Genomic DNA, 21,323 nt, shown 5'->3' on the forward strand with positions numbered 1-21,323 from the left:
ACGCCCATCCGTAACTGGATTCCACGGGGTATTTACGAATGACCGTTCTTCCCGCCGTCGGCCGTGCTGCCGAGTGCGCGGAACTGCAGATCAATCTGAAAGCAGTTGCCGACAACTACAAGATCCTGACCAAACGTTATACCGGGCGCACCTGTGGCGCTGTGGTAAAGGCTGATGCCTATGGTCTTGGTGCAAATACCATTGTTCCGGTTCTCAAAAAGCAGGGATGCCGGTTGTTCTTCGTCGCACAGGCCAACGAGGCCGCCGAACTTTTTCCGGTTCTGCGGGGCGGCGGACGGATCGCAGTTCTCAATGGCGTGCTGCCCGGCGACGAGGAATTCTTCATCGAGAATGATGTCATTCCGGTCCTGAACGATCTTGAACAGATTGAACGCTGGTCAAATCTGTGCCGCGAATATGAACGCCCTGCCCCGGCCTTCATTCATCTTGATACCGGCATGAGCCGCCTTGGCTTGACTCCGCTTGATGTCAGCCATCTGGTTGATCGTTATTCATCCCTGCTTTACGGGTTTGAAAAGGCCGGTTACATGACCCACCCGGTCGCAGCAGACGAAGCCGGAAACCCGATCACCAAGGAACAGTATGACCTGTTCATGAAATGGTATCGCAGGCTTCCGCCTGCCCCGCGCGGCTTCTGTAACTCGTCGGCCATTTTCCGCGACAAGGAATATCATCTCGAATTCTGCCGTCCGGGCTATGCACTTTGGGGGGGCAACCCGACACCCGAAGCCGCAAACCCGATGCGCGCTGTGGTAAACCTTAAGGTCAAGGTTCTGCAGGTTCGCGAAATCAACGAACCACAGACTGTCGGCTATGGCGCGACATGGCAGGCCAAACGCAAATCCAGGATTGCAACCATTGCTCTTGGTTATGCTGACGGCTGGCTGCGCTCCTTGTCCAATGCCGGAAAATTGCTGATCAAAGGACACGAAGTTCCCTATGTCGGGCGTGTATCGATGGATGCGATCACAGTTGATATCACCGATCTTCCGGGCAAGCCCCTCAAGGCCGGTGATATGGTATCGCTTCTGGATGACAAGATGACGGTTGACGATGTCGCATCTGCTGCTGGTACAATCGGTTACGAGATACTAACTTCGCTTGGACATCGCTATCGGCGGGTCTATACAGAAAGCTGATCCATAAAAACTGGCCAGACTATCTTGGCAGGCCGATAACAGGGGACTTCGAAGTACAGATGCCGATCTTTGCGCCGGTTGGCCATATCTTTCTGACCTTTCTGACCCTTGTTGGTCGCGTGACGGTGTTTGCAGGTCGGACGGTTGGCCATATGGTTACGCCGCCGATCTATTTCCGTCTCATTTTCAAACAGATGCGCGAGATCGGCTATTTCTCGTTGCCGGTGGTCGCCATGACCACCCTGTTTGCCGGGATGGTTCTGGCCCTGCAATCCTATTCGGGGTTCTCGCGCTTTTCTGCCGAAAGTGCCGTTGCCACCGTGGTCGTCATTTCCATGACCCGCGAACTGGGTCCGGTTCTGGCCGGTCTTATGGTGGCTGGCCGTGTCGGTGCAGCAATTGCAGCTGAAATCGGCACCATGCGGGTTACCGAACAGATCGACGCGCTTGTCACCCTTTCGACCAATCCGTTCAAATATCTGGTGGTTCCGCGCGTTATTGCCGGTCTGATCACCCTGCCGGTTCTGGTTCTGATCGGGGATATTATCGGGGTTCTTGGCGGCTATCTGGTTGGTGTGAACAAGCTTGGCTTTAATGACGGGTCCTATATCCGCAACACGTTCCAGTATCTTGAACAGCTTGATGTTGTCTCAGGTCTGGTCAAGGCGGCGGTATTCGGCTTCATCATCACGCTGATGGGCTGCTATCACGGGTATCATTCGCGTGGCGGTGCCCAGGGCGTTGGCCAGGCGACGACGAATGCGGTTGTATCAAGTTCCATCCTGATCCTGATTTCGAACTATATCGTCACCGAACTCTTCTTTTCGCGATAAGGGCCGGTGAACGCATTATGACCAGCCCTGCCAAAATATCGCTTCGCAATGTTCACAAGGCCTTTGGCCCCAAACAGGTGCTTCAGGGTGTAGATCTTGACGTTGCGCCGGGTGAATCCGTTGCCATCATCGGCGGATCGGGCACCGGCAAATCGGTAACGCTGAAATGCGTGCTGGGCCTTCTGAACCCGGATCAGGGATCGATCACCGTTGACGGTGTCGAGATGACCGATGCCAGCCAGGCAGAACGCGACGCAATGCTTGCGAAAACCGGCGTGCTGTTTCAGGGCGCTGCCCTGTTTGATTCCCTTTCGGTCTGGCAAAATGTCGCCTTTGGCCTGATCGAAGGGCGCGGCATGAAACCGCGTGAGGCACGTGACGTTGCCATTGCACGCCTTGCCGATGTCGGGTTGGGTCCGGAAATTGCCAATATGTCACCGGCGTCTTTGTCCGGTGGCATGCAAAAACGTGTCGGTCTGGCCCGTGCCATTGCGACCGAGCCGGAAATCCTGTTCTTTGACGAACCGACCACCGGCATTGACCCGATCATGGGCGACATCATCAATGACCTGATTGTCAAATGCACCCGCGAACTTGGTGCCAGTGCGATGACCATCACCCATGATATGGCAAGTGCGCGCAAGATCGCTGATCGCGTCGCCATGCTCTATCAGGGCAAGATCATCTGGGATGGTCCGGTCAGCGAAATTGATCAGTCCGACAACCCCTATTTGAAGCAGTTCGTTGCCGGTGATATCGAAGGCCCGCTGGAGCTTGATCTCAAGCACCTCTAGTCCGCCTGAAGCCCCGCACACCTGCAAAGTATTTACTGACCACCTTAACGACCATCGGAGCATTCTGTGGCCAAAACCCAAAGCCGTTTCATCTGTCAGAACTGTGGTGCCGAATACCGCAAATGGACCGGCCGTTGCGATGGATGTGGCGAATGGAACAGCATCGAGGAAGAACGCGTTGAAACCGGCCCGAAGGCCGCAGGTGGCATTGCCGGTGGTGCCAAGGGTAAAACCATCGAATTCGTCGCCCTTGAGGGCGAAAGTGCCAGTCCCAAACGCATCATAAGCGGCATCACCGAACTTGATCGCGCCTGTGGTGGCGGACTTGTACCGGGATCGGCATTGCTGGTCGGTGGTGATCCGGGGATCGGGAAATCGACAATCCTGCTTCAAGCTGTTGGCGCGATGGCCGCCCGGCACAAATGCGCCTATATCTCGGGCGAGGAAGCAGTTGACCAGGTTCGCATGCGTGCGGCCCGTCTGGGGCTTGAGAAGTCCAAAGTCGATTTTGCTGCTGCGACCAGCCTGCGTGATATCATAACCACCCTTGAATCCAGCAGCCACGAAGTCGTGGTCATTGACTCCATCCAGACCATGTATGCCGACACCCTTGATAGCGCGCCGGGCACAGTGTCACAGGTCCGCGCCTGTGCACTGGAACTGATCCGCCTTGCCAAGCGCAAGGGCTTTGCCGTGCTTCTGGTCGGTCACGTCACCAAGGAAGGCCAGATCGCAGGACCGCGCGTTCTGGAACATATGGTCGATACGGTTCTGTATTTCGAAGGCGAACGTGGCCATCAGTTCCGCATTCTGCGCGCGGTGAAAAACCGTTTTGGCGCCACCGATGAAATTGGCGTGTTTGAAATGGGCGATGCCGGTCTGGTTGAAGTTCCGAACCCGTCTGCCCTGTTTCTTGCTGATCGCGAAGCACCGGTCAGTGGCACGGCGGTCTTTGCCGGGCTGGAAGGCACCCGCCCGATGCTGGTCGAGATCCAGGCGCTTGTCGCGCAATCGGCCCTTGCGACACCACGTCGTGCGGTTGTTGGCTGGGATTCTGCGCGCATGAACATGATCCTTGCTGTCCTTGATGCCCGTTGCGGATTGCCGCTCAGCCAGTTTGACGTTTATCTTAATGTCGCTGGTGGCCTGCGGGTTGGCGAACCGGCCGCCGATATGGCGGTTGCCGCCGCCCTTATTTCGGCCGTGGCAGATGCCCCGGTTCCTGCCGAGACCGTGATTGTTGGTGAAATCGGTCTTTCGGGCGAAGTTCGTCCGGTCGGACAACTCGAATCGCGGCTCAAAGAAGCCACCAAACTTGGCTTTGGCAATGCCTATACCCCCAAAAACGGGACACAGGGCAAGAAGAAGCTGTCGATCAAGGGCCTCAATCAGACCGAAATCGGCCATCTTCAGGATTTGGTAAATCTATTCGGCGACGATGTCCGCGACAAGGTACGCCCGCGCGAAGGCATGTATTGAGCCCGCCCGTGCGTCCCCAGACTGATTGACTGACAAGGTTTAAGAACAGATGGATTTCTCCGCCCTACCCGATCTTGGCGCACGCGATGTGTTTGACCTGATTGTTGTCGGCATCTTGCTGATCTCGGGTGTGTTTGCCTTTTTCCGTGGCTTTATCCATGAAACCTTGTCGATGATGGGCTGGCTGGGGGCTGGTCTGTGCGCGCTTTATGGCTATCCGGTTGCCAGACCCTATGTGCGCGATCTGATCCCGTCCGAACTGATTGCCGATCTTGCAACCGGTGTTGGCCTGTTTCTGATCACGTTTCTGATTTTCTCGTTCATCAGCGGCCGGATCGGTCGGGCTGTTCAGAATTCCGGTCTTGATAGTCTCGACAGCACGCTGGGCTTTGTTTTTGGTCTTTTGCGCGGCGCCCTGATCGTCTGTATCGGCTTTTTGGCATTGTCCTGGCTTCTGCCCGCAGATTCGCAACCTGACTGGGTTCGCGACGCCCGCACACGCCCGGTTCTTGAGGAAGGTGCGTTCCTCATTATGCGCATGGCTCCTGACGAAATTTTCGATACCACGGCCCAAGAGCTTGAGCGCGCTCAGCGCAAGGCCGATGCAAATGAGCAAACCTATCGTCAACTTCTTGGTCCGGAGCCAAAAGGGACTGGACCCAAGCCCCTAAACGGGTATACAAGGCCCTCGCGCGATGATTTGGATCGCCTGATTGAGGCGACCACTAACGAGTGAGGCGTGTGGGTTTCGTAGAGAATACGTTGTCCGTGCGCCACCGGCGAGAGAGCGGAACCCACTCATGCTGACCACCAATCCATTTGATGACGACAAGCTACGTGAAGAATGTGGCGTCTTTGGCGTTTTTGGCTCCCCCGATGCGGCGGCTCTGACGGCTCTTGGCCTTCATGCCTTGCAACACCGCGGACAGGAAGCTGCTGGTATCGTTTCCTATGACGGCGAAGATTTTCCTGCCCACCGGGCTTCTGGCCAAGTTGGTGATATCTTTGGTTCGGAAGACGTAATCAAAAGCCTGCCCGGCCAGCGTGCCGTCGGCCATGTGCGGTACTCCACCGCAGGCGGCAAAGGCCTTCGTAACGTTCAGCCGCTTTTTGCCGATTTTGAATTTGGCGGTTTGGCGATTGCCCATAACGGTAACCTGACCAACTCGCTTGCGGTACGTGACCGTCTGGTCAAACGCGGGTCGATCTTCCAGTCGACCTCGGATACCGAAACCTTTATTCACCTGATCGCAACCAGCCTGTACGAGAAAATCATTGATCGCCTGATTGATGCGGTTCGTCAGGTCGAAGGTGCCTATTCTCTGGTCGTAATGACCCAGAAGAAACTGATCGGTGTACGTGATCCGCTTGGTGTCCGCCCGCTGGTTCTCGGCAAGCTCAATGATGCCTATATCCTGTCGTCGGAAACGGTCGGTCTGGATATTGTTGGCGCGGAATTCATCCGCGACATCGAACCGGGCGAGATCGTCGAAATCACCGATGAAGGTCTTCGTTCGATCAAGCCGTTCAAACCGGTCAAATCACGCTTCTGCATTTTCGAGCATGTCTATTTCGCCCGCCCCGACAGTATCGTCGAAGGCACAAGCGTTTATGACGTGCGCAAGAATATCGGTCGTGAACTGGCCCGTGAGTCTGCTGTTGAAGCCGACGTTGTCGTGCCGATCCCCGACTCAGGTGTTCCGTCCGCACTTGGCTACGCCGACGAAAGCGGTATCCCGTTCGAACTGGGCATCATCCGCAACCATTATGTCGGCCGTACCTTCATCGAACCGACCGATCAGATCCGCCATCTTGGCGTGAAGCTGAAACATAACGCCAACCCCGGTAAGCTTAAGGGCAAGCGCGTTATTCTGGTTGATGACTCGATCGTGCGTGGCACCACCTCGACCAAGATTGTTGATCTGGTCCGTCAGGCCGGTGCCGCCGAAGTCCATATGCGCATCACCAGCCCGCCGACCATGAACCCGTGCTTCTATGGCGTTGATACCCCGTCCAAAGACAAACTGATGGCGGCCAATCACGACATCGAAAGCATGGCAAAGATCATTGGTGTGGACAGCCTTGCCTTTGTCACCATTGACGGGCTGTATCGTGCGACCGGTCTTCCGGGCCGCGACAATGACAGCCCGGCATTCTGTGATGCCTGCTTTACCGGCGACTATCCGATCCGTCTGACGGATCACAATGCCGAAAACAAGGACCGCAAGCTGAGCCAGCTGGTTGAAAGGCAATCTGCATGACCGAAACCAAACGTCTTGAAGGGCGCGTGGCACTGATTACCGGTGCCTCGCACGGGATCGGTTATGCTGTTGCCAAACGCTTTGCCGCCGAAGGCGCACATGTCATCGCGATTGGTCGCAATGTCGGCGCGCTTGAAGAACTGAGCGACGAAGTTACCGACGCAGGTGGCAAGATTTCGCTGCTTCCGATTGATCTGACCATGTTTGAAAAGGTTGATGCCATTGGCCCGACCATTTTTGAACGGTTCGGCAAGCTTGATGTCGTTGTTGGCAATGCCGCCCTTCTGGGGGAACTGGCACCGGTTGGCCATATCGACACGCAGATTTTCGACAATACCGTTGCAACCAATGTGACGTCGAACTTCCGTCTTATCCGTACTGTCGACAAGCTGCTGCAACTTTCCGATGCCGGCCGCGCGATTTTCGTGACCTCGAACGCATCGGCAAAGGGCCGTGCTTTCTGGGGGCTTTATGCTGCCACCAAGGCGGCCCTTGAGGCCCTTGTGCTTTCCTATGCGCAGGAGCTTGATGATAGCAAGGTCCGTGTCAATCTGGTCAATCCGGGGCGTATCCGCACCAAAATGCGTGCAGAAGCCTATCCGGGTGAAGATCCGCAGTCGCTTCCGACACCTGACAGCATCACCGACGTGTTTGTCGATCTGGCAGAAACCAGCTGCACCAAACATGGCGAAGTGGTTGACGCTTACTAAGCTTCGAACCAGCGCAATTTTCAAAGGCCGGGTATTTTGCCCGGCCTTTTTCAATTCAGATCGACATTTTCAATACAGAAATCTAGGAATGCCCGCACGCGCGCAGGCATAAGCCCGCCCTGCCCGACATAGACAGCATGAATATCAACGCCGCCGCCGGGGTTAAACGCCTCAAGCAGCACACATAGCCTTCCTGCATCCACATCGTCTCTGACATGAAAAGCCGCCAGACGGGCAACGCCACCGCCCGCAACGGCCAGCTGACGCGCGCTTTCCGCATCCCCGACACAGACCTTGCCACCGGGCATGACTGTCTTGATCGTCCCGTGATCATCAAATGACCATTCACTGATCGCACGCGGAAAGTTATAGCCGATCAATTGATGCTCACTTAAATCCTCGACATTACGGGGCGTACCAGCCCTATCCAGATAATCCGGCGAGGCGACAATCACCATGCGGCATTGTCCCAGCTTGCGCGCAATCAGGCCGGATGACGGCAAGGGGCCACTGCGAATGGCGACATCTGCCCGTTCCTCGTACAAATCAACAACCTTGTCACTAACGGTGATATCAAGATCGATATCGGGGAAGCGCGCCTGAAAAACCGGAACAAGCGGCAAGATGCGATACAAGCCGACCGGCATATTCACACTGACGCGAAGCTTGCCACGCGGCTGAACGGCCCTTGCTGCTTCGTCCTCTGCATCACTCAGTTCCGCCAGAACATTGACCGCACGGTCGTAGAACCGCTGACCTTCCGGCGTCAGTTGCAATTTCCGCGTCGACCGGTTGAGCAGCCGCACGCCAAGGCGGCTTTCGAGCCGCCCGACAAGTTTGCTGACGGCAGATGGTGTCATCTTGAAGTCACGCGCCGCGGCAGAAAATCCGCCCCGTTCGACCACGCGGACATAGACTTCCATTTCCCCGGACCGGTTTGTGTCAAGACGCGCCATTTGGAATTCAACTCACAAATAATGTTCCTTAGGTCGTACTAGTTGAAAATTGATCCCCTGTCCATATTCGCACCAGTTCAAACGATCACCTCTCAGGAGACTGAATATGGAACACAGGCAACTGGGCCGGTCCGGCCTTCGGGTTCCCGCCCTTTCGCTCGGCACGGGCACCTTTGGCGGACAAGGTCCGCTGTTTTCAAACTGGGGCACAACGGATGCCCGCGAAGCCGCATCCCTGATTGATATCTGCCTCGAACATGGGGCCAGTCTTTTTGACAGTGCCGATGTTTATTCCGATGGCGCATCCGAGACCGTTCTGGGTCAGGCGATCAAGGGACGGCGCGATCAGGTCATGATTTCAACCAAACTCGGCCTCCCGATGGGTCAGGGGCCCAATGACTATGGCACCGCGCGCAGCCGCCTGATTGCCGGCACCGAACAGGCACTATCGCGCCTTGGCACCGATTATATCGATCTGCTGCAACTTCACGCCTTTGACGCCCATACCCCCATCGAGGAAGTTCTTGTTACCCTTGATGATCTGATCCGGGCCGGGAAAATCCGTTATATCGGGGTTTCAAACTTTGCCGGATGGCAGATCATGAAATCGCTTTCTATTGCTGAGCGCCACGGTCTGTCACGCTATGTTGCCAATCAGGTTTATTATTCACTGGTTGGTCGGGATTACGAATGGGACCTGATGCCCCTTGGTGAGGATCAGGGACTTGGCGCACTGGTCTGGAGCCCGCTTGGCTGGGGACGGCTGACCGGCAAGATCAGCCGTCACAAACCCGCCCCGACCCAAAGCCGTTTGCATGAAACCAGTCAGTTCGGCCCGCCCGTCGATGACGCAAAACTTTATGACATCATCGATGTTCTTGACGAGATCGCGGTCGAGACCGGCAAAACCGTTCCGCAGGTTGCCATTAACTGGCTGTTGCAACGCCCCACCGTTTCCTCGGTGATTATCGGGGCACGCAATCAGCAACAGCTGATTGATAATCTTGGCGCAATCGGCTGGTCGCTCGACAAGGGTCAGATCGCCCGTCTTAATCGGGTCAGTGATCGCACACCGCCCTATCCGCATTATCCCTATTACACGCAGGATGGCTTTGCGCTGCTTAATCCGCCTGCCCGACACTAGGCCGTTTTCCCGGGTGATGATCCCCACTCATGACCCGGGAGACCATTTAAAATTTGCCTGCACCATCAATTGATTGCATTTACCCGCCCCGGGTCGTTAGCATGGCCGCAACCCGCAACAAACAATCTGGGAATAGCCATGAAACAGGCGCTTCGTAACTGCATTCTTTCTCCTTTGGGGACTTTTGGCCTGGCATTGATCATTGCAACACCCCTGACCCTGCCAAATGCCACAGAGGCGCAAGCAGCCGACAACGGCTCGACGAGCGCCGCCATAACCGAAATGGATGCAGAACGCGGCAAGGACCTGTTTGCGGAGCGTGGCTGCGTGGTTTGTCATGCAGTCAACAATGTCGGGGGCGATATCGGCCCCGGACTTGATGCATCCAACATGAATATCGCGCGTGAACCGTTCGAGTTCTTTGCACGCATGTGGCGCGGTGCAGAATCGATGCTTCATCTGCAACAGGCCGACCTTGGCTATCAGATTGATTTTTCCGGACAGGACATCGCCGATATCTTTGCCTTTGTGCAGGATGGTGACATTCAGGAAAGCTTCACCGAAGAAGACCTGCCCGAACATATCCGCGAAATCATCGATAACGGCCCGTCGATCCCCAAAAACTGATCGGTCCGCGATACAGACAGACAAAAAGCCGCCCCTGTTGACCAAGGGCGGCTTTTTCATGTGTTGAACAAGAAGTCCGGAAACTAGCGTTTCTTTTTCTTCTTGGCATAAGGGTTATCACTGCTGCGCAGATAGATACGGATCGGAACGCCCGGCATGTCGAAATCTTCGCGCAAGCCATTGATCAGGTAACGCGTATAGCTTTCGGGCAGTTCAGCCGCCTTGGAGCAGTTGATAAAGAAGCTTGGCGGACGCGATTTCGCCTGGGTCATATAGCGCAGGCGAATACGACGCCCCGAAATGACCGGCGGCAGATGCCGTTCGGTGGTTGCTTCCAGCCAGCGGTTAAGCTGTGAAGTCGGGATACGGCGGCTCCAGATATCGTGAAGATCAAGCACGGTTGGCATCAGGCTGTCGGTGCCGCGCCCGGTCAATGCCGAGAATGCCAGAACCGGAATACCCTTGGCCTGTGCAAAAGACGTATCCAGCTTGTCACGCAGGGCCTGCATCACTTCTGCCTTGTCGCGGACAGCATCCCACTTGTTGACCGCAATGATCAGGGCACGGCCTTCTTCAAGTACCATACGGGCAATCGTCAGGTCCTGCTTGTCCAGGGTATTGGTCGCATCAAGCATCAGAACAACGACCTGTGCATACCGGATGACGCGCAGGGTATCGGCAACCGAAAGCCGTTCGACACGGTCATCGATCTTTTTCTTGCGGCGCATACCCGCTGTATCGACCAGACGGATCGGACGACCTTCATAGGACCAGTCAACCGCAATCGAATCACGGGTCAGGCCCGCCTGCGGGCCGGTCATCACACGATTTTCACCCAGAAGCTGGTTGAGAAGTGTGGATTTTCCTGCGTTCGGGCGACCAACGATTGCCAGCTGAATTTTCGAATTATCGCGCGATCCTTCGACGATCAGTTCACCATCTTCGTCTTCGTCATCTTCGTCAAATTCGATTTCAAAGGACGGGAAGACCTCGCCCTCGTCATCGGCAAAGCCGTCTTCGTCAATCAGATCGTCGCTATCGTCATCTTCCAGACCAGCCGCCTCGGCCGCCGCTTCGCGGGCATGCTGTTTGGCGACACGTTCGCGGTCTTTCCATTCTTTCCAATGGGGTTCGAGCAAATCATACAGAAGCTCGATGCCAAGACCATGTTCGGCTGAAATTGGTGCGACATCGCCAAGACCAAGGCCATAGGCCTCGTAAAGCCCCGGATCCTGATCCTTGCCTTCGTGTTTGTTGGCAATGACATAGACCGGTTTGTGGCGCTTGCGCAGCCAGTCGGCAAAATGGTTATCAAGCGGGGTCAGGCCTGCACGGGCGTCGATCAGGAACAGCGCAACATCGCATTCCTCGAACGCCTTCTCGCTTTGCTGGCGCATCATGCCTTCGACCGAATCATCGAATGCTTCTTCCAGACCGGCGGTATCGATAATGTCGAACGACATATCGCCCAGACGCGCCTTTCCATAGCGGCGATCACGGGTCACGCCAGGCTGGTCGTCCACCAAAGCCAGCTTTTTGCCGACCAGACGGTTAAACAGGGTCGACTTCCCGACATTGGGGCGACCGATAATGGCAACTTTAAGCGACATCTGACTTTCAGACTCTCGTTATAAAAGGCGTTATGCGCCGACGGCTTTCACTGCCCTCGGCGCATCGCAAATCCTGCAAGGAAACCTTGCGAAAAACTCTATGTTCGAACTGACTGATCAGCGATATGCGATTAGATCGGCATCCGCAGTCAGGAAGTAAAGGCTGTCACCCGCAACCGATGGCGGCAATGTGATCGGCCCGGATACCTCATCCTTGCCGAGAATGTCACCGCTATAAGGGGAAACAGTCATCACTTCGCCCTGCTCGTTACCTACGATCAACCTGTCACCGACCAGTACCGGACCTGTCCAGACAATCGGCTCTTCCTGGTCTTCGGGATCGACAAAACGTGGCAGAACCGTCACCCATTTAACCTGTCCGGTCTTCCGACGCAAGGCAATCAGATCATTTGTGTTGGTTAGCAGGTATACGTAATCGCCGGCCACCCATGGCGACTGGATGCCACCGGCCTCCAGTTCCCAGACCCGATAGCCGGTACGAAGGTCAATCGCAACGGTCAGACCGGAGTTACTTGTCGCAATCACAAGATCATCATCAATGACCGGAAGGCCGCGAATATCGGCAATTGCCGACACCGCATCGGTACGTCCTGCACCGGCCAGTGCATCCGACCAGATCACCTGACCGTTTTCAACACGAAGGGCATAAATCTCGCCTGTCGAATAGGCCGAAATCACCACACCCTGATCAACCGCCGGGCTTGCACCACCGATAAAGGATGCGCCTTCGGCTGCACCACGATGGTTCCAAAGCGTTTCACCGGTCATCGCATTGAGCGCGATGGTCTGGTTATCAATGGTAATGGCAAAGACACGACCACCGCGCACTGTCGGCGCCGAACGCATCGGTGCACTGACCTGACTGCGCCACAGAACCTTGGCGCTTGGTGCATCAATGGCAACGATTTCAGCAAAGCCGGTGGTGGCATAGATGATCCCGCGCTCATAGGCCAGACCACCGCCAAGAAGCGTGCTGTCCTCTTCGTCTTCGGGCGCCAGTTCGAGTGACCAGATTCTTTTGCCGTTATTGGCAGCAAAGGCACGAACTTCGGCACTGGCATCAATGGTAAAGATCACACCGCGCGCAATGATCGCCTGATTAAGCAAAAGGTTGTCATCCATTGACCCCTCGCCGATATCAATCGACCAGTCCTGCTTGAGAACATCATTATCCAGACCTACATGATGCAGGGCATGGCTCGGATAGCCGCCATTCTGCGGCCAGTCGACCATCGGTTCGGGTTCCGGAAGGATCACACGCTGGTCAGACAGTTCGACATCGGGTTGAACCGTGCTTTGCAGGGCAAGAACCGAAATGCGTTCACCCGGCAATGGCGGTTCTTCTTCGCCACCAAGCCAACCCGAACACCCGGCCAAAAGGCCTGTCATTCCCATTACGCACAGAACTGACTTAATACCGCGTGTGGTCAAAACCGTTTCCCCTGATTCAAGCTGTCGTCACGGTGGCCGGGTTTGTTCCCGGCCATCCTGTCTGGACCTTGTTAGGCACCAACGGCCTTGAGAAGTTCACTTGCGCGTGCGCGCATGCCTGACGGTGCTTCATTGTCATCGGCAATTTCCGTCAGAAGCGGTTTGGCTGCATCAACTTCACCCGAGGCAACATGCAGCAAGGCAATCATTTCACGCGCTGAATAGTACCAGGCGTTTTCCGGAACCGCGATCGGTTGAAGACGCGTGATCAGGTCCTTGGCATTGGTTTCATTTGCGCTGTTCATCGCAATTTGAACCACGGCAAGATCACGGTAAACGTCATCAATTTCGGAGTTGCCAGCAATCGCTTCAAGTTCGGTTACTGCGGACGGAACGGCACCGGCACGCAGGTAAACTGCGGCTTTCTGGAAATGACCAAGGGCAACAAAACCGGCATTTCCGTCGGCAATAATCGCATCAAGCGCCTCGAGCGCGGCATCCTGTTTGTCGTCACCTGCATTTGCCAGTTCGACAGCATTGGCAAGGCGGGTGCCATTTTCGATGCTGGTGGTGTGTTCATAAGTTTTCCAGCCTTCACGACCAGCAACCCCCAACACAATCACAGCAGCAGTGCCGATGACATATTTCCCGTATTTGCGCCACAGTTCTTCTGTGCGTTCGCGCTTCAGGTCTTCTTCGACTTCCTGGAAAATATCAACCACGAAAACGGCTCCAATCCGGTCACAATAAAGCGGGCAACCTGCCCGCTTATCTGAATTAATTCTGGCAAGGATTTAACGCGCCAGCACGTACAGGGTCAAGTCTGCTCGAAGCCAAACCCCGCAATCGGCCAATTATTTTGCCCGATTGCGGCTATATGGCCGGTATGAAGCAGCTATCTGGCCTGTATCTGGCCAGTGCAAAGCTTGTTTCCGTACTTTTTCATCCAGCAGTTAAGTCCGCATTTTGGGCAAAATCGGGGCAAATTTACCGATGCAGGGAAAGAATTGCCTGTTCCCGCGGACCGATCAGGCGGATTTAAACCGGTTTGAAAGATTTTCCACACATCATCAGCACCATAAAATGATCAGCGAAAAGCTCCAAAACGACTGAAAACAAACCTAACCCTGCCCATATGACAAGAACAGGGTCAGATGACGACAAATCCGGCACGGGGCTTGCTTTGTTAACAGTCAAGGGAACAGATTTCACAATGCTATCGGTCAAAATTGCCCGGTAGATGGACGGAGACACCATGGAACGTCGTCAGAAAGTGTATAGCCGGCATGATGCCAAGCGTGTCATTCGACAACGTATTCTGGCCGGGCTGTTTGCAACATTGTTGGGAACCGGCGTTTCTGGCTGCAGCACCACAATGTCTGACATTGCCGGAACCAGCATCTTTACAGGCGGGGAATGGTATCTGGCCTTTGACGTTGTCAGTATCATCAATACCGACAAAACCCTGATTGACCATGTGGTGTCGCTTTCGACCGGTCAGGATTGCTCAACCATTCGCAAGCTTGACGGCAAATCCTATTGCAAAAAGGATCCGGTCCCCGAAACCCCGCTTTATTGCTATCGTACGCTGGCAGCCGTCAATTGCTATCGCACGCCTGACCCCTATAATACCGGGGCACAAACCGTTGACTGGCCGCCGACGAGATCACGCAGCCTTTAACAGCCAATCACCTGATTTTTCTGGGATATTCAAACCGGTCACACGCGCTGTGAACCGGTTCATGCCCATTGAAACTTGAGACGAAAGTCAATCCGCGCTACCGTGTCATATGGCTGTCATGTTCTGCTTTCAGGTCAGGGCAACCAGACGATCACATTGTCGGAGAATGACATGGGAACACTGTTCGATTTGGCAAAATATCGCAAAGCCAAAAGCTTTGTACATTTTGACCGGTCCGAACTGATGCGGCTCATGAATACCTATTCCCGCCAGGTTGCAAGTGGTGCCTGGCGCGACTACGCGATTGACCATCTTGACGGTATGGCAATGTTTTCGATTTTCCGTTCCACGCATGAAACACCGCTTTTCACCGTGATCAAGCTGGGCAGCGAACACAAGAATGCCGGACAATATCTGGCACTTCATAGTGGCGAGCGGATCAAGCAAAGTTCTGATATCACCAACGTTCTCGAGGCCATCGAAAAGCGCGCGCGTAAAGTCGTCCCGCTGTTTAAAAACAATTCCTGATTACAAAAAAAGCGGACAAAAAAGTGCGTCTCCCTGTTTCGACTGCCATCAGGCTCGCAACAATTGCGGCCCTGATCAGCTCAGCCTTCTTGCTGGCCCTTACACCTACCCCCGCCCAAGCCAGCAAAATGAGCCGCGAATATCAGACCGGCTATTACGCCTATCAGTCCGGGGACTTCAGCGAAGCCAGACAGCAGTGGGAAATCGCAGCCCTGAATGATGACCCTTATGCACAATATGCGCTGGGACTTTTGAACTATCGCGGAGACATGGGACGCCCCGATTATCCGGAAGCCGTCAAATGGTTTCAAAAGGCCGCGCGCGCCAATCACAGCGGTGCGATCTATTATATCGGGCTTTTGTATTACAACGGGCACGGCGTGAATTATGACCAGTTCCGCGCCACTGAATATTTCAAGCGCGCCCTGCAAGCTGATCCCGGAAACGGGGATGCTGCCTTTCTGACTGGCACGCAATATTTCCACGGGCGCGGTGTGCGTCAGAACTTTGTTGAAGCGGCCCACTATTTCGAACTTGGCGCAAAGGCCGACAATCACGCCGCCCAGTTCATGTATGGCGCCCTGCTTGAACGCGGCTGGGGACAGGAAGAAAACCAGGCAGAAGCGTATTACTGGCTAAGGCGCGCCACACTTGGCCCGATCACCTTGCCACCGGGCCTGAACCTTGAAACCCCGATGGACCCGATGGCCGCGGTCTCTGCACTTGAAGCCCGCCTGCGTCCTGAGGAAATCACGCGCATCGACAAACGTCTTCAGACCGAAGGATTCATTCCAAATTAAAAGGCCGCATCATGCGGCCTTAAAACTTCTATCCCGTGCCTGTCTGTCTGGCAGTATCACGCCTAATGATGGGTCTCGATGATTGTGCCGGTCTTGACCACTTCGGTAATCGTCACACCAAGATTTTCGTCCACCACCACCAGCTCGCCACGTGCAACCAGCCGGTTATTGACATAGATATCAACGGGTTCCCCAACCCGGCGGTCAAGTTCAAGAACCGCACCACGGGTCAGACGCATCAATTGCGCGACCTGAATCTGGCTTTTGCCAATCACCGTCGAAACGCGCACCGGCACGTCATAGGCCGCACCAATTTCTGATGCACCATGCCGCTTGGAAAACGGGTCTTTATCGTCAACAGCCATGATTTAGCGCCATCCGGTCAGGTCGAAGGAATCGGGAACCTTGAATTATAAAGGTTAGCTTTGAAAAAAGTGTTAGCAAGCCCAATCTCTTAAAAATTGTCAGATCGCCAAAATGTATCGACACAATTTCACTGTAGTTTTTTGTATTATAATCCCCTACACAAGTGCCCATTCGCGATTTTCATGTTCGCCATGATGTGATCCAACCTGACGCCAGGATGTTAAATGACATATGACCGCCAATGGGTGGCTGACGCCATCAGCAAGATCGAAGCTGATTTCAACCGGTCGGCAGACACCCACCTGATCCGCCTTGATCTGCCGAAACTTGACGGGATTGGCTTGTATCTTAAAGATGAGTCGACCCATCCTTCTGGCAGTCTCAAGCACCGTCTGGCGCGCTCGCTGTTTCTCTATGGCCTATGCAACGGCTGGATCACCAAGGACACGCCGGTTATCGAGGCATCAAGCGGATCAACCGCCGTGTCAGAGGCCTATTTCGCACGCCTGCTTGGCCTGCGTTTTATCGCCGTCATGCCGAAATCGACCTCGCAACAGAAAATCGACCAGATCGCATTTTATGGCGGTGAAAGCCATCTGGTAGATCACAGCGGTCAGATCTATGAAGAATCCCAACGCCTGGCGCGCGAACTTGACGGCCATTACATGGACCAGTTCACCTATGCCGAGCGCGCAACCGACTGGCGCGGCAATAACAACATTGCCGAAAGCATCTTTGATCAGCTTAAACGTGAACCCCATCCGGTTCCGCGCTGGGTTGTCGTCGGTGCGGGCACGGGCGGCACATCATCGACCATCGGTCGCTATGTCCGTTATGGCCGGACATTGGGGCAAGGCTGCGAGCTTTGCGTGGCGGATCCGGAAAACTCGGTCTTTTATGATGCCTATGAAACCGGCGACTGTTCGGTGACCGGCACCAAGGGATCGCGCGTCGAGGGCATTGGCCGTCCCCGTGTCGAGCCAAGCTTCAACCCGACCGTTGTCGATCGTATGTATCGCATTCCCGATGCCGCAAGCTTTGCCGCCCTGCATTATCTTGAACGTCATCTTGGCCGTCGCTGCGGCGGGTCAACCGGCACCAACCTCATTGCCACCCTGTCGCTGATCACGGAAATGAAAAAGGCCGAGCAAACCGGATCGGTCGTGACCTTGTTGTGTGATGGCGGGGATCGCTATTGCGACACCTATTACAATCCGGAATGGATCAAGGCACAGAATATCGACCTCGCCCCCTGGACATCAGCACTTGAACAGTTTGATGCGACCGGGCTTCTTGACATGCCGCTGGATCACAAGACCGGGTATCGCAAAGCCTGACAGGCTCCAGCCGTTTCCTGAATTCAAATTAAGGCCGGGTTGACCACAGACCCGGCCTTTTGCTTTTGTCCAGACCCGGTTCACCCGTTTCTCACAGCTTCATTGTCTCACCGTCGGAATGCATCGGAGTGATTTAAACGAGGCATGACATGACAACAGAGAAAATCGGCGGTATCGAGCTTTATATCGAGAATGTGGATCTCGAAAATTCTGGCCAGACACAAAAGGTTTACGGGACAAATTGCGCAGATGATTTCTGGGCTTTGCTGTCAAATGAACGTTCTGTATTTGCCTATGTCGACTATCTTTGGGTGCCACCCGATCTGAAACGTAACACATCCCAAAGCAGCCGGGCCCTTTATGCATGGCGCGGGGATACGCGCCCCCCCGATGAAATTTTCGGCCACGGCTTTTCCCGGCGCGGGACATCCCCCGCAACCCCGGCCATTGTTTATCGCAAGGCGGATCAGGATCTTGCGCATTATACGGCCGTGTGTCTGTCAGGTACGCATGAAATCGGTGCCCTCTTCCCGCCAAAGGTTCCTGATCAGCCGGATCCTGCTGCCGAGACATGGGTTTACTGCGTGCGTTTGCGTGGATACTGGTGCCCCACCTATTCCATCCAGCAACGGGTCTATGGCAATGCTGCCAGGTTTGGCGCGACCGAACGCCAGATGGCACGCCAGAACCTTTATGCGCGCGAGCTTGCGGTCCTTAATGTCGCTTATAAGGACGTGGTCGCGGCCATTCGGGTACGGCGCGACTGGGCTGGCGAGGGATATGATGCCGGTGGCACCTTCACCTATCTCGAACTCAGGAAAAACCAGTGGGCTGCATCAGATAACAAGGCCTTTGCTGATCGCATCGAGAACTGGTGGAATACCAATAATCTGATCAACACCCAAAACGCCCTGCCGACCCCGTAATGACAAGAATAAGGCCGGTCCCGACAACACTGCACGGGACCGGCCTCAATGAATGTGCCGTCGGCGTTAAGAAGCCACCAGCGCGCCGGATGCAAGCGTGTCTTCAAATCCTTCGACCGATTGCTCATAACCGCTATCGGTTGCGCCGGTGCCTTCAAGCTTCTCCGACAGTTCCTTGAGACTGGACAGAAGGGTCAGGTCACGCGCCTGCTGTTCTTCGGCCTTCTTGCGCAGATCGGTCTGACTGACAGCAGCCTGCCGTGCAATCCAGGCGGCATCATCCTTGGCAAGCTTTTTCGCGGTTGCCTCGCCGATGATGATCGCACCGGAAATCTCGCTTTGCGCAACTGAAACAGGCTTGCTGCTGGTTTCAACGGCCGAGCAGCTTTGTGCGACGCGCGTGGCAATGGCGCAAAGCTGTTCGGTTTGCGTTTCAGTTCGAAAGGACGCGATATCGGCCTTGTATGCGGCTGCATAATCATTGGCCAGATCGCCAAGCGTACTGCTCATCGGGCTTTCTCCTCTGATAATCCGGATGCACCAGAAGACGGGGAGCCTCATCGCATGTGAGCAGCCAGACAAAAAAAGACGGGCGGTAAATACCGCCCGTCAGGCAAGACAGGGAAAGCTTCTCAGGGAGGAGAGACAGACAAGTCCTAGCCGTTCACAGCAATCTTGCGAGGCTCGGGCTTTTGTTCTGCTACTTTGGGGAGAGTAAGCACCAGAACACCATTCTTGAACGACGCCGTGATGTTATCGACATCAATGGTATCATTCAGACGGAATGACCGCTTGAAGCTGCCAAAGCTGCGTTCAACAACGCGGGCACCTTCGTTGGTTTCACGGGTGGATTTCTTTTCACCGGTGATGGTCAGAACACCGTCGAGAACCGACACATCCACATCATCCTGCTCAACGCCGGGAAGTTCGGCAGACAGTTCGATATGATCTTCGGCTTCGTGAACATCGATACGCGGGCTCAACAGAGTTTGAGCTGCTTCCTGACCATCTGCAACCGCCTTTGATGCAGTTGCACGATCACCAAAGATCGAGCCAATCATACGATCGAAATCACGGGAAAGAAGCGAGAAAGGATCACCATAGGTCGGTGCAGTTGCAAGACGACGTGCGGATCCATTAAGAGTCTGAAGACCAGTCATTAGTACCCTCCATTACAGACGAGTATTCTTGCGCCATCAGTCCAGACCAGGCTGCAACCTTGACGCGTATCAGGGCACCATGCCCCTTTGCAAACTTGAGATAGAGCACAGGATTTTTTCCGCAAGTGGCGTCATGCATTTTTTTTGTTTTTTTTGCATTCCGCCGACCTGAATGGCCAATAACACATTATCCGGACGAACTTTTTTCGAAAAATCAAATCAGAGACTGGCACTCATCCCCTGACCGGATTAGCTTCTTCTCATTGTTTGTCGGCTTATGGCCGACCTCCTTAACAAGGAAGATCCATGAGTACCCTTTTCTCACCATTATCACTGGGCAAGCTTGCCCTGGACAACCGCGTCATCATTGCGCCGATGTGCCAGTATTCAGCTGAAAACGGCAAAACCTCGGACTGGCATCCGATGCATCTGGGCAACCTTGCCCAGTCGGGCGCAGGACTTTTGATTATCGAAGCAACTGCCGTCGAACCCGAAGGTCGCATCACCTATGGCGATGTAGGTCTGTGGGATGACGAAACCGAAGCGTCCCTTGCCAGAACCATTTCTGCGGTACGCAGCCACTCTGACATGCCGGTCGCCATTCAACTGGCCCATGCCGGACGCAAGGCATCGTGCGAGAAACCTTGGCTGGGTGGACATGCACTGTCACCGGATCATGCCAATGGCTGGCAAGTTTGCGCACCGTCAGCTGTTCCGTTCCGCGAGGGCGACCCGATCCCCGAAGCCCTTTCAAAGTCGCGCATTTCCGAAATCGTGCAGGCCTTTGTCGAAAGCGCAAAACGTTCGATCCGCATCGGTTTTGATGCCATCGAAATCCACGCTGCCCATGGCTATTTGCTCCATCAGTTCCTGTCCCCTCATTCGAACAAGCGTGACGATGAATATGGCGGATCGTTTGAAAACCGCGTGCGCATCGTTCTTGAGATTTATGACGCCATCCGCGCAGAAGTCGGCACCGACTACCCGCTGGGTATCCGTATTTCGGCCACCGACTGGGTTGATGACGGCTGGGACATTGATCAAAGCGTCGAACTTGCCAAACTGCTTCATGCACGCGGTTGCGATTTCATTGATGTTTCGTCCGGCGGTCTGCACATTGATCAGAAAATCCCGCTTGGCCCGAACTATCAGGTTCCGTTTGCAGCCCGTATCAAGGCAGAAACCGGCATGACCACCATTGCGGTTGGCCTGATCACCGAGGCCGAACAGGCAGAAGCCATCACCTTTACCGGTCAGGCCGATGCCATCGCCCTTGCGCGCGGCATCCTTTATGACCCGCGCTGGCCCTGGCACGCCGCAGCAACCCTTGGGGCCGAAGTCAAAGCTGCCCCGCAATATCTGCGCTGTCAGCCGCGCAGCCTTAAAAAGCTGTTTGGCTGATCTGAACCACCAAAAGCCTGGCACAACAATGTGCCTGGCTTTTTTTTATTTCTCTGACCTGCACGCAAAAAGGGCCCCGCAATTGCGGAGCCCTTCCT

22 protein-coding genes are annotated in these 21,323 nt (G+C 54.9%); 15 read left to right on the forward strand and 7 right to left on the reverse strand.

The genetic code is table 11. The annotated features are described in order from the left end of the window. The first annotated feature begins 38 nt into the window (after positions 1-38). The 7 genes from alr (at position 39) to ACTU44_RS15820 (ending at position 7,237) form a co-directional block, all read left to right on the forward strand. Positions 39-1,160, forward strand: coding sequence for an alanine racemase (gene alr, locus ACTU44_RS15790; RefSeq protein WP_114098365.1), 1,122 nt, complete (start codon positions 39-41; stop codon positions 1,158-1,160). 59 nt (positions 1,161-1,219) lie between these two features. Beyond that, positions 1,220-1,993, forward strand: coding sequence for an MlaE family ABC transporter permease (locus tag ACTU44_RS15795; protein ID WP_462095884.1), 774 nt, complete (start codon positions 1,220-1,222; stop codon positions 1,991-1,993). Between the two features lie 17 nt (positions 1,994-2,010). Next, positions 2,011-2,787, forward strand: coding sequence for an ABC transporter ATP-binding protein (locus ACTU44_RS15800; RefSeq protein WP_462095885.1), 777 nt, complete (start codon positions 2,011-2,013; stop codon positions 2,785-2,787). 66 nt (positions 2,788-2,853) lie between these two features. Beyond that, the gene (radA, locus tag ACTU44_RS15805) at positions 2,854-4,266 is read left to right on the forward strand and encodes a DNA repair protein RadA (RefSeq protein ID WP_114098368.1); all 1,413 of its coding nucleotides are present in this window, start codon (positions 2,854-2,856) and stop codon (positions 4,264-4,266) included. A gap of 49 nt (positions 4,267-4,315) precedes the next feature. After that, entirely contained in the window at positions 4,316-5,002 is a 687-nt protein-coding gene (locus tag ACTU44_RS15810; protein ID WP_114098369.1) for a CvpA family protein, read from the forward strand. A gap of 64 nt (positions 5,003-5,066) precedes the next feature. Further along, entirely contained in the window at positions 5,067-6,527 is a 1,461-nt protein-coding gene (gene purF / locus ACTU44_RS15815; protein ID WP_114098370.1) for an amidophosphoribosyltransferase, read from the forward strand. Continuing rightward, positions 6,524-7,237, forward strand: a complete 714-nt coding sequence (locus ACTU44_RS15820) for an SDR family NAD(P)-dependent oxidoreductase (RefSeq protein ID WP_462095886.1) — start codon at positions 6,524-6,526, stop codon at positions 7,235-7,237. The genes purF and ACTU44_RS15820 overlap by 4 nt, the downstream gene beginning before the upstream one ends. A 50-nt stretch (positions 7,238-7,287) precedes the next feature. On the opposite strand, the gene ACTU44_RS15825 is transcribed toward ACTU44_RS15820, so the two are convergent. Further along, a complete protein-coding gene (locus ACTU44_RS15825) occupies positions 7,288-8,193 on the reverse strand; it encodes a LysR family transcriptional regulator (RefSeq protein WP_462095887.1) in 906 nt (301 codons plus the stop codon). Positions 8,194-8,299: 106 nt separating this feature from the next. Here ACTU44_RS15825 and ACTU44_RS15830 point away from each other — a divergent pair, with 106 nt between their 5' ends. Beyond that, a complete protein-coding gene (locus ACTU44_RS15830; RefSeq protein WP_462095888.1) occupies positions 8,300-9,337 on the forward strand; it encodes an aldo/keto reductase in 1,038 nt (345 codons plus the stop codon). A 138-nt stretch (positions 9,338-9,475) separates the two neighbouring features. Next, the gene (locus ACTU44_RS15835) at positions 9,476-9,964 is read left to right on the forward strand and encodes a c-type cytochrome (protein WP_462095889.1); all 489 of its coding nucleotides are present in this window, start codon (positions 9,476-9,478) and stop codon (positions 9,962-9,964) included. Positions 9,965-10,047: 83 nt separating this feature from the next. Here ACTU44_RS15835 and der read toward each other — a convergent pair whose 3' ends face one another. The 3 genes from der to ACTU44_RS15850 form a co-directional block, all read right to left on the reverse strand. Further along, positions 10,048-11,574, reverse strand: coding sequence for a ribosome biogenesis GTPase Der (der, locus tag ACTU44_RS15840; RefSeq protein WP_114098374.1), 1,527 nt, complete (start codon positions 11,572-11,574; stop codon positions 10,048-10,050). Between the two features lie 117 nt (positions 11,575-11,691). Continuing rightward, positions 11,692-12,984, reverse strand: a complete 1,293-nt coding sequence (locus ACTU44_RS15845) for an outer membrane protein assembly factor BamB family protein (RefSeq protein ID WP_258548709.1) — start codon at positions 12,982-12,984, stop codon at positions 11,692-11,694. 113 nt (positions 12,985-13,097) lie between these two features. Continuing rightward, complete coding sequence (locus tag ACTU44_RS15850; RefSeq protein WP_114098376.1) at positions 13,098-13,748, reverse strand: DUF2659 family protein; 651 nt, start codon at positions 13,746-13,748, stop codon at positions 13,098-13,100. 533 nt (positions 13,749-14,281) lie between these two features. On the opposite strand from ACTU44_RS15850, the gene ACTU44_RS15855 reads away from it, so the two are divergent. The 3 genes from ACTU44_RS15855 to ACTU44_RS15865 all read left to right on the forward strand — a co-directional run bounded on the left by ACTU44_RS15855 (position 14,282) and on the right by ACTU44_RS15865 (position 16,035). Next, entirely contained in the window at positions 14,282-14,707 is a 426-nt protein-coding gene (locus ACTU44_RS15855) for a hypothetical protein (protein ID WP_114098378.1), read from the forward strand. Positions 14,708-14,878: 171 nt separating this feature from the next. Further along, complete coding sequence (locus ACTU44_RS15860; RefSeq protein ID WP_114098469.1) at positions 14,879-15,235, forward strand: DUF2794 domain-containing protein; 357 nt, start codon at positions 14,879-14,881, stop codon at positions 15,233-15,235. Between the two features lie 23 nt (positions 15,236-15,258). Beyond that, positions 15,259-16,035 carry a tetratricopeptide repeat protein gene (locus ACTU44_RS15865; protein ID WP_462095890.1) on the forward strand — a complete coding sequence of 259 codons (777 nt, stop codon included), beginning with the start codon at positions 15,259-15,261 and terminating at the stop codon, positions 16,033-16,035. Between the two features lie 62 nt (positions 16,036-16,097). Here the strand turns inward: ACTU44_RS15865 and fliN are convergent, their stop codons facing one another. After that, the gene (gene fliN, locus ACTU44_RS15870) at positions 16,098-16,400 is read right to left on the reverse strand and encodes a flagellar motor switch protein FliN (RefSeq protein WP_114098379.1); all 303 of its coding nucleotides are present in this window, start codon (positions 16,398-16,400) and stop codon (positions 16,098-16,100) included. A gap of 225 nt (positions 16,401-16,625) precedes the next feature. Here fliN and ACTU44_RS15875 point away from each other — a divergent pair, with 225 nt between their 5' ends. Both ACTU44_RS15875 and ACTU44_RS15880 read left to right on the forward strand, forming a co-directional pair. Continuing rightward, positions 16,626-17,738 carry a PLP-dependent cysteine synthase family protein gene (locus ACTU44_RS15875; RefSeq protein ID WP_462095891.1) on the forward strand — a complete coding sequence of 371 codons (1,113 nt, stop codon included), beginning with the start codon at positions 16,626-16,628 and terminating at the stop codon, positions 17,736-17,738. Positions 17,739-17,887: 149 nt separating this feature from the next. Continuing rightward, positions 17,888-18,664, forward strand: a complete 777-nt coding sequence (locus ACTU44_RS15880) for a hypothetical protein (RefSeq protein WP_114098381.1) — start codon at positions 17,888-17,890, stop codon at positions 18,662-18,664. Positions 18,665-18,730: 66 nt separating this feature from the next. On the opposite strand, the gene ACTU44_RS15885 is transcribed toward ACTU44_RS15880, so the two are convergent. Beyond that, positions 18,731-19,174 (reverse strand): hypothetical protein, encoded by a 444-nt coding sequence (locus tag ACTU44_RS15885; RefSeq protein WP_462095892.1) that lies wholly within the window; start codon positions 19,172-19,174, stop codon positions 18,731-18,733. A gap of 146 nt (positions 19,175-19,320) precedes the next feature. Then, positions 19,321-19,824, reverse strand: coding sequence for an Hsp20/alpha crystallin family protein (locus ACTU44_RS15890; protein WP_336082551.1), 504 nt, complete (start codon positions 19,822-19,824; stop codon positions 19,321-19,323). A 306-nt stretch (positions 19,825-20,130) separates the two neighbouring features. Here ACTU44_RS15890 and ACTU44_RS15895 point away from each other — a divergent pair, with 306 nt between their 5' ends. Next, positions 20,131-21,225, forward strand: coding sequence for an NADH:flavin oxidoreductase/NADH oxidase (locus ACTU44_RS15895; RefSeq protein WP_114098384.1), 1,095 nt, complete (start codon positions 20,131-20,133; stop codon positions 21,223-21,225). Positions 21,226-21,323 lie beyond the last annotated feature (98 nt).

This window comes from Thalassospira sp. SM2505, from assembly GCF_054901115.1.